The following is a 13,927-nucleotide window of genomic DNA, read 5'->3' on the forward strand; positions in this document are numbered from 1 at the left end:
TGAGGAGACTGCCATGGCCCTGCACCGCGTGGCGCACATCACGATGGGCGTGCCCGATGTGGCCGCCACCTCGGCCTACTACGCCGATTTCGGGCTGACCGACCTCGGCGACGGCCGTTTCGCCACGGCCGACGGCGGCGAACAGCTCAAGATCGTTCAGGCGGCGCGGCGCCGCCTTGAGGAGCTCACCCTGAGCGCCGACGACCCCGACGACCTGGGCCGGATCGCCGCCTCCCTGGACCGGCTCGAGGTGCCGTTCGTCCGGGAATCCCACCGCCTGCGCGCGGTCGACCCGGGCACCGAGGTGACGGTGACCGTCGAGGTGCAGCCGCGCATCGTGCAGCCCGCAGCCGCGCGGATGCCGTACAACGCTCCCGGGCGGATCGAGCGGACTGGCGAGCGTGCCCCCGGCGTACTGCGTGAGGGGCCGGTGCGCGTCCGCCGCCTGGGACACGTCGTCCTGGGCTCCACCGACCAGGAGGCTTCCCAGCGCTTCTTCACCGACGGGCTCGGCTTCAAGGTCAGCGACCTGGTACCGGGCGCGGCGTTCCTGCGCTGCTCCACCGACCACCACAACGTCCTCGTCCAAAAGGCCCCCATCTCCTTCCTGCACCACACCTCCTGGCAGGTGGACGACGTGGACGAGGTCGGACGCGGCGCCACCCGGATGCTGGAAGGCCACCCCGAGCGCCATGTGTGGGGCCTGGGCCGCCACCAGCTGGGGTCGAACTTCTTCTGGTACCTCAAGGACCCGGCCGGCAACTTCTCCGAGTACTACTCCGACATGGACTGCATCGTCGACGACCAGCTGTGGACCCCCGGTGTGTGGGAGGACGAACGCGTCGCCCTGTACAACTGGGGCCCGCCGGTATCGCCGTCCTTCCTCCGCCCCGAGGACCTTGCCGCAATGATGACCGGCGCGCACGACGCCGGCTGAACGAACGAAAGGAACGCAGGCACGTTATGCGCACCTCTACCAAGGGCCTCGCCGCGGAGGCCTACGACGTGCTGGTGGTCGGCGCCGGTCCGGTCGGGCTGGCCACGGCCATCCAGCTGGCCACCCGAGGCCGCCGGGTCGGCATCGTCGAACGCTGGCCGCAGCAGTACCCGCTGCCGCGCGCCGTCGTCTTCGACCACGAGGCCGGCCGCATCCTGGCGTCGCTTGGGGTGGACATGGCCGCTGTCAGTGAACCCGCTGTGGACTACGAGTGGCGCAACGGAGAGGGTCAGCAACTCCTCCATTACGACTTCTCGGACGGCAGCCACTCCGGCTGGCCCAACCTGAGCGCGTTCAACCAGCCCACCTTGGAAGTGGCCTTGAACGAGCGCGTCCAGTCGCTGCCGGGGATCGACATCCTGCGCGGCTGGGAAGGCGTGGGCGTCCAGGCGGGCCTCACGGCGGTGGAAGTCACTGTGGCGGAGAGCTCGGGAGACGAGCCCCTGCTCCGTGACGGAGAACGCGCGCAGCGTACTCTCCGGGCCGCGTACGTCGTCGGCTGCGACGGTGCCAACAGCTTCATCCGCTCGTGCATGCGCACCTCGGTCACCGACCTCGGCTTCAAGTTCGACTGGCTGGTCCTCGACGTCATACCCCATGACCGGGACCGCGAGTGGACGCCACGAAACCTGCAGCTCTGCGATCCCGCCCGGCCGACCACGGCGGTGGTCGGCGGCCCGGGCCGCCGTCGCTGGGAGTTCATGCGCCTGCCCGGCGAGTCCATCGCCGAGCTCAACAAGGCCGAGACCGCCTGGAAGCTGCTCGAGCCGTGGGACCTGCACCCGGACAACGCCACCCTGGAGCGGCAAACCGTCTACACCTTCCAGGCGCGCTGGGCGGACTCCTGGCGCGAGGGTCGGCTGCTGCTGGCCGGGGACGCGGCCCACCAGATGCCGCCGTTCGCCGGGCAGGGCCTGTGCTCGGGCCTGCGTGACGCCATCAACCTGAGCTGGAAGCTCGACCTGGTGCTGTCCGGGAAAGCCGAGGACAGTCTGCTGGACACCTACACCACCGAGCGATGCCAGCATCTGCAACATGCGATCGAGAAGTCTGTGGGCCTGGGGAGGGTCATCTGCGAGCCGGACCCGGCCGCGGCCGCCGAGCGCGACGCCCGCATGATCGCCGACCAGCAGGCAGGCCGCGTACCACAAGGAGATCAGTTCCTGGTGACCTTCACCGGCGGACTGCTGGACCGCGACTGCACCGGCGCCACGGCGGAGCCGACCGGGCAGCTCAGCCGGCAGGGACGGGTGCGCTTCGGGGACCGTACCGGCCTCTTCGACGAAACCGTCGGCATCGGGCTCACCTTGCTCACCACCGGTGATCCGCGTGACGGGCTCGACGAGGACACCCTGGCCTGGTGTGAAGAGGTCAGGCTCCGCCTGCTGAGGATCACCGACGACCCGGCGGCGAACGGCCCCGACGACGTCGTCGATCTCGACCGCACCTACCTGGCCGACCTGGCCCGTACCGGCCTTGAGGCCATGCTGGTGCGCCCCGACTTCTACATCTTCGGCGGCGCCAAGAGTGCGGCCGACATCCCGCGTCTGGTGGCTGCGCTGCGCGGCCGGCTCACGGCGGTACCCGCCCCGGAGGTCACCGCTTGAGCCACGGGCGCCACAGCCGGTGCCCATGGCCGGCCTCGCCGAGCACAGCGACGCTGACACGGCCGGCGCTCACCGCGCCGCGCCGTGCCGACGCGCGGAGTGAACCAGCCCGGCCGGTGAACGGTGCGACCGTCCCGGCCGGGCAGTAAACCGTCGGCCGCAGGGCGGCGCTCGTCAGCGGCGGGCTCCGCGGCTGCTCGACTCTCCGGGGAAGATATGGTCCCCTGACCTGGGCGGCAGCAGCGAGCGGCCCGCTCGCGCGCCTCCCCGGCGACGGAGGGACGGGAAGCGTGACGGGACAGTGGCTCCAGTGGTTGCGGCCGGATCCCGGCCGCCTGACCGAGCCCGTCCTGTCGCCGGTGGAGCTGGCCGCGGCACGCACGGAGCTTGGCGCGGCCCCGGTCGAGTGGGCGCTCCAGAGCGCCGACGCCATCGCAGAGGAGGTCCTCAGGAAGGTGCCCGAGCACGGTGGCGGTCGCGCTGCCGCGACCACCCTGCGACGTGTGACCCAGTCCGCGGTGCTGACGGGCTTGCACCTGATGGCGTCCGACTTCAGCCGGCCCATCCCCACCCTCGCCGAGGATGCGCTGGAAGGATGCCGGGAGTTTGCGCGCCGCGGAATCCCGCTGGAGCTCGTCCTGCGGGGAGTGCGGCTCGGGCACGCGCAGCTGGCGCAAGGCCTGGCAGCAGGAGTTGAGGAGCACGTCCCGGCCGACCAGCGCATGGCCGAGCTGCGCCGGATCGACGACCTGATGTTCACCTACGTCGACGCCCATTCGAGCGTCATGGCCGAGGAATACATCGCCGAACGGGACCGCTGGCGCGGCAGTGACGAAGCCGCCCGCCGCGCCGTCATCGACGAACTGCTGGCCGCCCGCCCGGTCGACCGGGAAGCCGCCGCCCTGCGTCTGCGGTACGACCTGTCAAGCACGCACGTGGCCGCGGTGCTGTGGGGCGACGACACCGCCACCTCCGCGCCCGCCGCAGAACGGCTGCACCACGCGGCCTCGACCATGGCCCGCGCCCTGGAAGCGGCCAGGACGCTCGTCATCCAGGCCCACGACAACAATGTGTGGGTATGGTTCGCCGTCAGCGGCGAGACCGCCGAAGACCACATCCGACACCTGCGCAGCTCCCTGCCCGAGCCGGCAGGGGTGCGTGCGGCTCTCGGCCCGCCCGCACCAGGGCCCCACGGCATGCGCCGCAGTCATCTGGGGGCGTTGCAGGCACAACGGATGGCCTTGCACGCTTCGGGCTCCTGGCTCTGCGACTACCGGGACATCCGCCTGGCAGCCCTCGTCACGGCTGACTCCGAACACGCACGCTGGTTCGTACAGGAGGTCCTCGGGCCGCTGGCCTCCGAGGGAGCCCGCCTGCATGAGCTGCGCGAAACCCTGCGCATCTACCTCGCCGAGGAACGCAGCCCCCGCACCGCGGCCGAACGCCTGCACATTGCCCGCAACACCGTCACTTACCGCGTCAAACGCGCGGAGGAGCTGCTGCCCGTGACCACCACAGCAGTCAGCTCAATGGAAGTGCGCGTAGCGCTCGAAATCGCGGCTGCCTCGCCAACCGGCACGTCGGCCATTAGCTGAGGCGTAGCGGCGGGCCTCGTACTGGTCCAGGCCGCACTCGTTGGCAGGCCCGCATCAGCGAGCACACGCCGCCCCACCTGGTCGCAGCGTTCACCGCCGCGCTCGCCGACCCGACCTCCGTGCCGCGGACCGACAGCCTGCGCAGCCTCCCGACCCGCAACCCGAACATCGTCACCCGCAGGTCCCGGGAGGTACTCGCCGTGCACGTCGCCTCCGCCCTGGAAGAGCGCGTCCGCTCCCTCGCCGCCCGCCGCGACGGCCCGTGGGCGAGCCCGAGCCCTCCGCGACAGGCACCGGCCAAGAACAGCCGCAGCCGCTGATCCCTCCGCCCCCGCCCGAAGTACGAGCCCTGGCTGCTCGCCATCGTTGTCCCCCTGTCCCACCTCGCCTGGCTCTCCGGCAACATCGCCGCCTACCTGACCGGAGCAGCCTGGGCGCCCTACCAACCGACCGACGCCCTGCTCCACCCCGAACAGCTCTGGCCCGGAGCCGGCGAAGCGCCCCTGCTGATCGGCACCCGCATCGTTCCCGTTCTCCTCCTCCTGGCCCGCGGAGCAACGGCCGGCGTCCTATGGGCCCGGCACAAGAACCGCGGCGGCGGCGGCCGGAAGAAGATCACCGACATGGCCAAGGCCCGGGACATCCAGCCGCCTGGCGTGGCCAGGTCTGACACCCGCTGTGGTGAGGCCGGCAGGCTCCCGGCGGCGGGTTGAGCCGATAGAGGTCCGCCGGGTGCCCGGACCGTTAGCGGGAACGGGCACGGGGAACCCGTTGGGCATGGCAGCGCACCGGTCCACGGCCCATGAGTCGTATTGGATGGCCACCACTCCGCCCACCGGCCATCCCTCCCTCGAAGCCGATCTCACCGTGGACACAGCGGTCGTCGGCGGCGGCATCGCGGGCCTGTGCACCGCCTGGGAGGTGGCCCGGGCAGGCCGCGAGGTCGTCGTCCTCGAGGCAGGTCACATCGCCTCCGGAGTCACCGGCCACACCACGGGAAAACTGACCGCGCTGCACGGTCTCGGCTACGCCCGGCTGCGGAAGGCGCAGGGCGCCGAGGCTACGGCCCTGCACGCACGTGCCCAGCAGGAGGCACTGGACCACGTGGCGGTGCTCTGCTCCGAGTTGGGCATCGACGCGGAGCTGGAACGACTGCCGGCCTTCACCTACGTCCGTGACGAGCGGCGGACGGACGAGATCAGGGCGGAGGCCGAGGCGGCCCGGGAGGCCGGCCTGTCCGCCTCCTTCGTCACCGAGACGGACCTGCCCTACCCAGTGGCCGCCGCCGTCCGCGTCGACGGACAACTCCAGTTCCATCCCCGCAAGTTCCTGCTGGGTCTGGCGGACGCCTTTACCGCCCTCGGCGGGCGGATCTTCGAACAGACGCGTATCACCGCGCTCCACGACGGCGCGCGCTGCCGGCTGACCACGGAGCGGGGAGCAACCGTTCACGCGAAGGACGTCGTCGTCGCCACCCACTTCCCGGCATTCGACCACACCAGCCTCATCGCGCGGCTCACCCCTCGGCGGGAGCTGGTCATCGCCGCGCCGGTACCGGCCGATATGGCTCCGCAGGGCATGTACATCACCCCCGAGGAGGGCACCCGCTCGGTGCGCACCGCCCCCTACGGCTCGCAGCGACGGCTGCTGATCGTCACGGGGGAGTCGTTCGTCCCGGGGTCGGGTGACGTCGTCGAGCGGCTCGGCCGGCTCGACTCCTGGGCGTGCGAGCACCTCCCCGGCTTCGCCGACGCGGATACGCGGTACCACTGGTCGGCCCAGGACAACGACTCCACCGACCATCTGCCCTATGTCGGCCACGTACACCCCGGGACACAGCATGTCTTCGTCGCCACCGGGTTCGGTGGCTGGGGGATGAGCAACGGTGTGATGGCGGGCCGGCTGCTCGCCGCGCATCTCACCGGCGGGCCCCGGCCCGCCTGGACCGAGCTCTACGATCCGCGCCGGCTGGTGCCGCTGAAGGAGATGCCCGGGTTCCTCAAGGCCCAGACCTCCGTAGTGGAGCACTTCGTCGGGGACCGCCTGCATGTCGCGCACGACGGTTCCGCCGAGGACATCAGGCCGGGCAGCGGAGCCGTGGTACGGGTCGAGGGCCGGCGCTGCGCGGTGTACCGCAACGACTCGGGAGCCGTCAGCGCGGTGTCCGCCCGCTGTACGCACATGGGCTGCCTGGTCGGATTCAACGACGACGAACGGGTCTGGGAGTGCCCGTGCCACGGCTCACGTTTCGCCACCGACGGCTCGGTCGTGCAGGGTCCGGCGACCCGGCCGCTCGAACGCCGCGACATCCCCGCGGAAGGACTGGGGCCGACAGGAGACGAGTCCACCGGAGTGGCAGGAAACCCGGGCGCATGACACGTGTCGGCGCCGGATTTCCGGCCGTCTCCGCGGCCACGGCTGCCGGGGCTACTGGGGGTACTCCTCCCGGATGTCCCCTGGCTCCTGCTCCGGCTCGTGCCGCAGCGCCGCCTCGCTGTGCTCCTTCATCTGTTCCGCCCGGTAACGCAGCCGCTCCGCCTCCTCCGGGTTCGCGGAACTCCGTGCCCTGCGCAGCAACTGCTCGGCCTTGTCGCGTTCGTACTCGGCACGCACGCGGGATTCTGGCTGGTCGCTCATTGTGGCCTCCGGTGGGGAGCGGGACGCCCTGGGCAGTGGAGCGGCTGCCCCGGCGAGGGGCGGCAAAACCGGGGCAGGCCCGGCACGTCGTTTACGCGTGAACCCCACCGCGAGGGGCAGACGGGGTGCGTAGACGGCTGTGCACATTGAGGAGAGGAAAGGACGTGGGCCGCATGCGAGTGGCGTTTCTCATGGCCCCCGAGGGAGTCGAGCAGGTGGAACTGACCGAACCCTGGCAGGCGGTCATCGACGACGGCGGCGAACCGGTCCTGCTCTCCACGAAGCCGGGCCGGGTCCAGGCGTTCAACCACCTCAACAAGGCGGACACCTTCCCGGTCGACCGGACGGTCGACGACACCACGGCCGAGGACTTCGACGCGCTGGTCCTCCCCGGCGGTGTCGCCAATCCGGACCTCCTGCGCATGAACCCCCAGGCCGTGGCATTCGTACGGCAATTCTTCGACCTCGCCAAGCCGGTCGCGGCGATCTGCCACGCCCCATGGACGCTGGTGGAGGCCGAGGTGGTGCGCGGCAGGACGCTGACCTCCTGGCCCAGTCTCCGGACCGACATCCGCAACGCGGGAGCGACCTGGGTCGACGAGGAGGTGAAGGTCGATCAGTCCGCCCCCGGCACTCTGATCACCAGCCGCAAGCCCGGCGATCTCAAGGCCTTCTGCGCCACGTTCATCCAGGAGTTCCGAGGCTGAGAGAGAACCGCGCCGAGCGGCGCCCCGGCGAGCCAAGGACAGCAACTATGACCACAGAACCGCCTCCGGACGGCCCCGGACCCGTACCCACCCGGCCGGACCCGGTACCGCACGACCCACAGCCGTCGGAGCCGGAACCCGCCGCGCCCGGTCCGGAGCCGGACCGGAAGCCGGCCGCGGATCCGGAGCCCGGTACCCGGCCGGTTCCGGAGCCGCCCGACTGACTGCGGCGGACAAGGCCGACATACCAGATTTGTGCCCGTTTGCGGACTCAGAGTGAGCGGCGCACTGTGGATACGCCAGTCCATCCCCACCGTGAAAGGACATCCGCCATGGCTAAGGCGAAGGCGAAGGCGAAGCAGATGAAGGGCAAGATGAAGGAGACGGCCGGCAAGGCCATGGACGCCCGGAGCATGGAGGCCGAAGGCCGCGGCGAGCAGATGACGGGCAAGGCCCAGGAAGCCGCGGAGAAGACCGCCAAGCAGATGAAGAAGTCGTCCGGACAGTAATCCGGTCCCGCGCGTCCGACGGGGCCCAGGCTCCGTCGGACGCTCGCCCCCCGGCGCGGCGTCGTGCGGTCACATGTGGTTGTCCGGTGTGGCCTGGCTGATTTCGGCGAGTGCCGATTCCGGGTCACGTGCCGCGGCCAGATCACCGAGGCTGACCACGCCCTTCACGTGACCTTTCTCGACGACCGGCAGCCGGCGCACCGCGTGAAGCCGCATCTTGCGAACCGCGTCGGAGACCTCGTCGTCCGGCCCCACGGTGACGACCTCCGCCGTACACACTGAACGGACTGGCACCGTGTGCGGGTCATGCCCTTCGGCGACTCCCCGCACCGCGATGTCGCGGTCCGTGAGCACACCCAGCACCTGGTCTCCCTGGGTGACGAGCACATCGCCGATGTGCCGGTCGCGCATCAACTGGGCGGCTTCCACCAGCGAGGCATGCGGCGGCAGGGTCGCGACTCCGGTCGTCATCACGTCTCTCACGAGCTGTGTCATGGCCACTCTCCCCTCTGTACGTAGCGCCTCTGCCCCCGCTGATCGGCGATATCCCTGGAACCGGCCAGGCGCCGGAAAGGAGAGCCATGACGGGGCTGGACACGTTCACCGATCGCCTCGACTACCCGATGTACGTGGTCACGGCAGCCGCAGACGGGGAGCAGTCGGGGTGCCTCGTGGGGTTCGCCTCGCAGAACTCGCTGCACCCGCCCCGTTTCGTCGTATGGCTCTCCAAGGCGAACCACACCTTCGGAGTGGCCCGGCGCGCCGGCTTCCTGGCCGTACATCTGCTGGGCCGCGACCAGGACGGGCTGGTGGCGTTGTTCGGCGGCCTGACCGGCGACCACGTGGACAAGTTCGCCGAGGTCCGGTGGCGGCCGGGCGAGGGGGGCGCCCCGGTGCTGGAGGACGCCCGGGCCTGGTTCGTCGGCCGGGTGGAGGACCACGCCGACTGGGGCGACCATGTGGGCTTTCTCCTCAGCCCCGTAGAGGTCGGCCCGGCCGGAGAAGAAGCCGCCGCACAGCCAAGGGGGGCCCTGCTGAGCCTGAGCGACGTCGTCGGTCTCACGCCCGGCCACCCGGCTTAAGGAGACGACCATGCTGCTTCCCGACAAGGCCCTCCTCGCTGCCCTGCTGCGGCGCTACCGCGTGTGGGAGCGTCTGGTCCTCGCGGAGCCGCGCGATCTGACCAGACGGCGAAGGCTCGAGGACATCGCTTACACCCTGTGCGTGCTGATGGGGAAGCGCACGGCCCGGGACGCCATCGCCGAGGCGGAGTCCTACCTCGGGCGGGCCGGGGCCGTCATACCGCCCGCCAACGCCCTCCGGGACCGTTGAGGCCCTGGCCGGAGGGCGTTGGCGGGAGCTGCGCGGACGGTCAGCCGCGCCCGCCCGACGTGTCGCCGCGGGGTTCCTCGCCGCCCGGATGAGCGACGTCGTTGCCGTGACCCTTGAGCTGGTAGGGCATCAGCCGGTCACCCCCGGCCGGGAATGCGGCGGTCGAGTGGTGGCCGGACTCTTCGATGTGTGTCCGGTGGTCCGGTCGCTCCGGCTGGTCCTCGGGACGGGGTACCGGCGGCTCCTGGGCCCGGCGTTTCTTGCCCCACCAGAAGGCGCCGAGGAGGAAGGCCACCATGGCCAGCCCCACGACGAACGGCGCGATGCCGATCAGGTGGTCCCTGGCCGCGAGGACGACGTCGGGAGCGGTGTCCTGGAGTCTGTTCGGAGTGTTCATGCACCGCGGGTACCCCGGGCCCCGACGGCTCATGTTTCACGGAGCAGAGATCGGCAAAGCGTGTTTCATGGTGCAAATCGGATACACGATGATGACCGAGCAGGCCGGCCCGCGAGAGCTTGTGGACCATGTGGTGGGCGCCGAGCGGGCCGGGTTCGACTTCTCCGTGACGTCGGATCACTACTTCCCGTGGCTGGACTCCCAGGGCCACGCGCCGTACGCGTGGAGTGTGCTCGGCGCCGCGGCCCAGGCCACCTCACGGATCCCCCTGATGACGTACGTGACCTGCCCGACGGTGCGGTACCACCCCAGCGTCGTCGCACAGAAGGCGGCGACGATGCAGCTGCTGTCCGAGGGGCGCTTCCGCCTCGGTCTCGGGTCGGGTGAGAACCTCAACGAGCACGTGGTGGGCGTCGGCTGGCCTGCCGCACACGTCCGCCTGGAGATGCTGGAGGAGGCGGTCGAGATCATCCGCGCACTCTTCCGCGGCGGCTACGTCAGCCATCACGGCACCCACTTCGACGTGGAGAACGCGAAGCTGTGGGATCTGCCCGAGGAGCCGCCGCCGATCGGCGTCGCCGTCTCGGGGGAGCGGTCCTGCGAGATCGCCGGCCGGCTCGGCGACCTCGTCATCGCCACCGAGCCGAAAAGAGAGCTGCTGGACGCCTTCGACCAGCACGGAGGCACCGGCAAACCTCGCGTCGGCCAGCTGCCGGTCTGCTACGACACCGACCGGGAAGCGGCCGTGGCCCGGGCGCACGACCAGTTCCGCTGGTCTGTCGGCAACTGGCGGGTCAACTCCGAACTGCCCGGTCCGGCAGGGTTCGCCGGGGCGACCGCATACGTCCGGCCCGAGGACATCCAGGAAGCCGTCCCGTGCGGCGCCGACGTCGAGACGTTCGTCGAGGCGGTACGCCCGTACGTCGATGCCGGATTCACCGAGGTCGCCCTCGTCCAGATCGGCGGCGACCACCAGCAGCCCTTCCTCGACTGGGCGGAGAAGACCCTGCTGCCCGCCCTGCGGGAACTGCGCTGACGGGCCGGCCCCATGTTCCCCATCAGCCCTCCCGGGGTCTACGCACCGCAGGCGGACACCGCGATGCTGATGTCCGCCCTGCGGCGCGAACTCCTGCCCCCGGACGCCGAAGTGCTCGACATCGGCACCGGTACGGGGGTCCTGGCGATCGAGGCCGCCCGGCACGGCGCGGCCCGGGTCACCGCGGTGGACGCATCGGCCGCGGCGGTGCTCACGGTGCGTCTGAACGCGCTGCTGTCCGGGTACGCCCGCACCGTGCGCGCCCGGCGCGGAGACCTGCTCGCACCGGTCGCCGGTGAGCGCTTCGACCTGGTGCTGGCGAACCCGCCGTACGTACCGTCCCCGCACCGGGGCCTGCCGCGCCGGGGTGCCGGCCGTGCCTGGAACGCGGGGCCCGACGGCCGGGGCGTGCTGGACCGGCTCTGCGAGCAGGTGCCCGACCGGATGCGGCGCGGGGGAGTGCTGCTGATGGTCCACTCGGCGCTCAGCGGACCCGCGTCGACGGTCCGCCGGCTGACGGAGGCCGGGCTGGACGCCGCCGTCGTCGACCGCCGGTACGTGCCGTTCGGGCCCGTCCTGCGAGGACGTGCCGCGTGGCTGCGGGACGCGGGCCTGATCGAGCCCGGCCAGGAGAAGGAGGAGTTGGTGGTGATCCGTGCCGAACGGCCGCACTGAGCCGTATGCATGGCCAGTGCCCGCCGGGCGCCGTCTGCTGCAGGAGCCGGGCGGCCCGCTGCTCGTCGAGGGGCCCGTCGAAGTCGTGCTGGAGGACGGCCGGACGGCGCGTTCGGACCGGCCGGTGGTAGCCCTGTGCACATGTCGGCGTAGCCGGCTGTTCCCGTGGTGCGACACCAGCCACCGAGGCAGGAAGAAGCCGCCGGTGGCGCGGCAGCAGTCCCCGGACGCGCGGGACACGCGGGAGTCCCGGGATGCGCAGGACGCGCAGGACGCTCAGGACCCGCAGTGACGACACCCGGGGCGTCAGCGGGCGGCCGGCTCCTTGCGCGGCGTCACCGCGAGGGAGAAGGAGTGCCCGGCCGGATCGGCGTAGATCCGTACGTCCCGAGGTCCGCCGTTGTCCCGGGTGACCACCGGCTTCGCCCCGAGGCTGACGGCCTCGCGTTCCGCCTCGTCCATGTCGCCGCGCGCGACCAGGATGCGCAGATGAGCCTGCAGGGAGTCCTCCGGCCGCGGCCAGCTGGGAGGGGCGTAGCCGTGGTCCCGGCGAACCGCGAGGTGCACTCCGCTGTTGCCCACGACCTCCACGAAGTCGGGGTCGCTCGCCACCCGGATGTCGGCCCCGAGCAGCGCGGCGTAGAACTCCGCCAGCGGTTCGGGTTCGGCGCAGTCCAGGACAAGAACACTCGTTTTCGCAACGGTCATGTCGGTTCGGGTACCCCTCGCGGTCGGACGCACACAGCAGGCGACCGGTGGTTTCCCCGCGGCTCGGCGGGTACGTGAACGCCGACCTTCCGGTCGCACGGGCACGGCCGCGGGGAGAGCCTGGAAGCGCGGCCCCCGGCGGGCGGCACGAAACCGGTGAGCGCCAGAGGAAGGACCCACGTGGACAGCACACAGCATCCCGCGACCCAGGTCGTCGTGGAACTCAGCAGTTGCTCGGCACAGGATGCCCACGCCGTGTTCCGCGTGCTGGGACGGTCGTTCGACTCCGACCGTGACGCCGACGACGTACCCCACGAGGCAGCCGGTGGGCGGCCGACCGTGTGGACCTCGACGTTCGACGTCGCCGAGGTACGGGAAACAGCCGAACCGGTGCACCTGACAGCGCCGGTCACGGTGGCGGCCCAGGGCGGCTACTGGGCGGTGGACCGGCTGCGGGAAGCGCTGGCCTCCGCATTCGCCGTCGAAGAGGAAGGCATGGCCGCCGGAGATCAGGAGAAGGATGTCGTCCTGCGGCTCGCGACCCGGTAGCCGGTCATGGGACAGGCCGCTCTCATCGTCATCGACATGATCAACAACTATGAGCACCCCGATGCGGAGAAGCTGCTGCCGTCTGTGCGGGAGGCCCTGCCCGCGGTGGTGCGGCTGCTGGCGGCCGCCAGGAGTGCCGACGTCCCGGTGATCTACGTCAACGACAACTTCGGCCACTGGCGCTCCCACCTTGGAGAGATCCTCGAGACCGCCCTCTCGGGCCCGCACGCCGACCTGGTGGAACAGGTGCGGCCCGACGAGAAGTCGCTCTTCGTCCTGAAGGCCAGACACTCCATCTTCTTCGAGACCCCACTGGGATATCTGCTCGGTGAACTGGGCGTCGATCACCTCGTCCTGTGCGGGCAGGTCACCGAGCAGTGTGTGCTCTATTCGGCACTGGACGCGCACATCCGCCGTCTGACGGTCACGGTGGCCGGGGACGCCGTCGCCCATATCTACGCCGATCTGGCCCGGGCAGCGCTTCGGATGATGGAACGGAACATGGGTGCGGAGATCCGTTCGGCCGATGCGATCGAGCTGTGACGGCCCGCCCGGGACCGGCCCGCCCGGGACCGGCCGGGCCGACGGCTGTCGCGTTATGAGAACGCCTGGGACGATGGATCCGAGGCACCGTACGAGGAGAGGGCGGTCGCGGTGGCGGGAGGAACAGGGCCGGCCCGGAAGCGCACCCGCGCTCATGGCCGCGACGAGACGGAGGAGGAGCGCGCGGACCGGTTGTGGGCGGAACTGCTCCAGGAGCTTCGTGTCGCGCAGACCGGCGTGCAGATCCTCTTCGGCTTCCTTCTCACCGTCGTGTTCCAGCAGCGCTTCGTCGAACTGTCCACGACGGACCGGAACATATACGTGGTCACGGTGGTCCTCGGCGCGGCCACGACCGGCGCCCTGATCGGCCCGGTGTCGTTCCACCGCCTGCTGACCGGGCGCCGCCTGAAACCGCAGACGGTCCAGTGGGCCTCGCGCCTGACCGTCCTCGGACTCGTCCTGCTGCTCTGCACGATGGCGGCCGCGCTGCTGCTCATCCTGCGCGTGGCGACGGACGACACCTGGGCCGTGTGGCTGGTCGCCGGCATCGTGGTGTGGTTCGTGGTGTGCTGGTTCGTCCTGCCGGCCTGGACCCTTCATTCGGAGGCCACCGGGCCCCCGCCCGAGAAGTGACC

Annotated in this window: 19 protein-coding genes and 2 pseudogenes; 17 read left to right on the top strand and 4 right to left on the bottom strand. The window is 70.9% G+C overall.

The genetic code is table 11. The features are described from left to right. Positions 1 to 13: 13 nt before the first annotated feature. The 7 genes and pseudogenes from AB0M62_RS15515 to AB0M62_RS15545 all read left to right on the top strand — a co-directional run bounded on the left by AB0M62_RS15515 (position 14) and on the right by AB0M62_RS15545 (position 6,575). Complete coding sequence (locus AB0M62_RS15515; RefSeq protein ID WP_366074700.1) at positions 14 to 937, top strand: VOC family protein; 924 nt, start codon at positions 14 to 16, stop codon at positions 935 to 937. A gap of 26 nt (positions 938 to 963) precedes the next feature. Further along, entirely contained in the window at positions 964 to 2,604 is a 1,641-nt protein-coding gene (locus AB0M62_RS15520; RefSeq protein ID WP_366074701.1) for a bifunctional 3-(3-hydroxy-phenyl)propionate/3-hydroxycinnamic acid hydroxylase, read from the top strand. A gap of 290 nt (positions 2,605 to 2,894) precedes the next feature. Then, the gene (locus AB0M62_RS15525) at positions 2,895 to 4,199 is read left to right on the top strand and encodes a helix-turn-helix domain-containing protein (protein WP_366074702.1); all 1,305 of its coding nucleotides are present in this window, start codon (positions 2,895 to 2,897) and stop codon (positions 4,197 to 4,199) included. Further along, positions 4,196 to 4,309 (top strand): annotated as a pseudogene (locus AB0M62_RS15530) (DUF317 domain-containing protein); the annotation flags it as partial. The gene AB0M62_RS15525 and the pseudogene AB0M62_RS15530, both read left to right, overlap by 4 nt. 9 nt (positions 4,310 to 4,318) lie before the next feature. Further along, positions 4,319 to 4,519, top strand: a complete 201-nt coding sequence (locus AB0M62_RS15535; RefSeq protein WP_366074704.1) for a hypothetical protein — start codon at positions 4,319 to 4,321, stop codon at positions 4,517 to 4,519. Between the two features lie 33 nt (positions 4,520 to 4,552). Further along, positions 4,553 to 4,873 (top strand): annotated as a pseudogene (locus AB0M62_RS15540) (hypothetical protein); the annotation flags it as partial. A 142-nt stretch (positions 4,874 to 5,015) separates the two neighbouring features. Further along, complete coding sequence (locus AB0M62_RS15545) at positions 5,016 to 6,575, top strand: FAD-dependent oxidoreductase (RefSeq protein WP_366074705.1); 1,560 nt, start codon at positions 5,016 to 5,018, stop codon at positions 6,573 to 6,575. A 51-nt stretch (positions 6,576 to 6,626) separates the two neighbouring features. On the opposite strand, the gene AB0M62_RS15550 is transcribed toward AB0M62_RS15545, so the two are convergent. Further along, positions 6,627 to 6,836, bottom strand: a complete 210-nt coding sequence (locus tag AB0M62_RS15550; protein ID WP_366074706.1) for a DUF6381 family protein — start codon at positions 6,834 to 6,836, stop codon at positions 6,627 to 6,629. Between the two features lie 173 nt (positions 6,837 to 7,009). Between AB0M62_RS15550 and AB0M62_RS15555 the strand changes: the two genes are divergently transcribed. Then, positions 7,010 to 7,543 (top strand): type 1 glutamine amidotransferase domain-containing protein, encoded by a 534-nt coding sequence (locus AB0M62_RS15555; protein ID WP_366074805.1) that lies wholly within the window; start codon positions 7,010 to 7,012, stop codon positions 7,541 to 7,543. Between the two features lie 332 nt (positions 7,544 to 7,875). After that, positions 7,876 to 8,052 (top strand): CsbD family protein, encoded by a 177-nt coding sequence (locus AB0M62_RS15560; protein WP_366074707.1) that lies wholly within the window; start codon positions 7,876 to 7,878, stop codon positions 8,050 to 8,052. Positions 8,053 to 8,121: 69 nt separating this feature from the next. Here the strand turns inward: AB0M62_RS15560 and AB0M62_RS15565 are convergent, their stop codons facing one another. Further along, on the bottom strand, positions 8,122 to 8,547 hold the full coding sequence (locus AB0M62_RS15565; protein WP_366074708.1) for a CBS domain-containing protein: 426 nt from the start codon (positions 8,545 to 8,547) through the stop codon (positions 8,122 to 8,124). A gap of 86 nt (positions 8,548 to 8,633) precedes the next feature. Between AB0M62_RS15565 and AB0M62_RS15570 the strand changes: the two genes are divergently transcribed. After that, a complete protein-coding gene (locus AB0M62_RS15570) occupies positions 8,634 to 9,134 on the top strand; it encodes a flavin reductase family protein (protein ID WP_366074709.1) in 501 nt (166 codons plus the stop codon). A 10-nt stretch (positions 9,135 to 9,144) separates the two neighbouring features. Then, complete coding sequence (locus tag AB0M62_RS15575; protein ID WP_366074710.1) at positions 9,145 to 9,384, top strand: DUF5133 domain-containing protein; 240 nt, start codon at positions 9,145 to 9,147, stop codon at positions 9,382 to 9,384. 40 nt (positions 9,385 to 9,424) lie between these two features. Here AB0M62_RS15575 and AB0M62_RS15580 read toward each other — a convergent pair whose 3' ends face one another. Then, on the bottom strand, positions 9,425 to 9,781 hold the full coding sequence (locus AB0M62_RS15580) for a DUF6479 family protein (protein WP_366074711.1): 357 nt from the start codon (positions 9,779 to 9,781) through the stop codon (positions 9,425 to 9,427). Positions 9,782 to 9,848: 67 nt separating this feature from the next. Between AB0M62_RS15580 and AB0M62_RS15585 the strand changes: the two genes are divergently transcribed. From AB0M62_RS15585 to AB0M62_RS15595, 3 genes are read left to right on the top strand one after another with little or no spacing between them, the layout of a single operon-like run. Next, complete coding sequence (locus AB0M62_RS15585; protein ID WP_366074712.1) at positions 9,849 to 10,817, top strand: LLM class F420-dependent oxidoreductase; 969 nt, start codon at positions 9,849 to 9,851, stop codon at positions 10,815 to 10,817. A gap of 12 nt (positions 10,818 to 10,829) precedes the next feature. Beyond that, positions 10,830 to 11,492 (top strand): HemK2/MTQ2 family protein methyltransferase, encoded by a 663-nt coding sequence (locus tag AB0M62_RS15590; RefSeq protein ID WP_366074713.1) that lies wholly within the window; start codon positions 10,830 to 10,832, stop codon positions 11,490 to 11,492. Between the two features lie 34 nt (positions 11,493 to 11,526). After that, positions 11,527 to 11,784 (top strand): CDGSH iron-sulfur domain-containing protein, encoded by a 258-nt coding sequence (locus AB0M62_RS15595; RefSeq protein WP_366074806.1) that lies wholly within the window; start codon positions 11,527 to 11,529, stop codon positions 11,782 to 11,784. 14 nt (positions 11,785 to 11,798) lie between these two features. On the opposite strand, the gene AB0M62_RS15600 is transcribed toward AB0M62_RS15595, so the two are convergent. Continuing rightward, on the bottom strand, positions 11,799 to 12,200 hold the full coding sequence (locus tag AB0M62_RS15600) for a VOC family protein (RefSeq protein ID WP_366074714.1): 402 nt from the start codon (positions 12,198 to 12,200) through the stop codon (positions 11,799 to 11,801). 180 nt (positions 12,201 to 12,380) lie between these two features. On the opposite strand from AB0M62_RS15600, the gene AB0M62_RS15605 reads away from it, so the two are divergent. The 3 genes from AB0M62_RS15605 to AB0M62_RS15615 all read left to right on the top strand — a co-directional run bounded on the left by AB0M62_RS15605 (position 12,381) and on the right by AB0M62_RS15615 (position 13,925). Then, positions 12,381 to 12,749, top strand: coding sequence for a hypothetical protein (locus AB0M62_RS15605; protein ID WP_366074715.1), 369 nt, complete (start codon positions 12,381 to 12,383; stop codon positions 12,747 to 12,749). Positions 12,750 to 12,755: 6 nt separating this feature from the next. Next, a complete protein-coding gene (locus tag AB0M62_RS15610) occupies positions 12,756 to 13,292 on the top strand; it encodes an isochorismatase family cysteine hydrolase (protein WP_366074716.1) in 537 nt (178 codons plus the stop codon). 111 nt (positions 13,293 to 13,403) lie between these two features. Next, positions 13,404 to 13,925, top strand: coding sequence for a DUF6328 family protein (locus AB0M62_RS15615; protein WP_366074717.1), 522 nt, complete (start codon positions 13,404 to 13,406; stop codon positions 13,923 to 13,925). Positions 13,926 to 13,927: the final 2 nt, after the last annotated feature.

Origin of the sequence: Streptomyces sp. NPDC051219 (assembly GCF_040682335.1) — a bacterium.
Classification (GTDB): domain Bacteria; phylum Actinomycetota; class Actinomycetes; order Streptomycetales; family Streptomycetaceae; genus Streptomyces.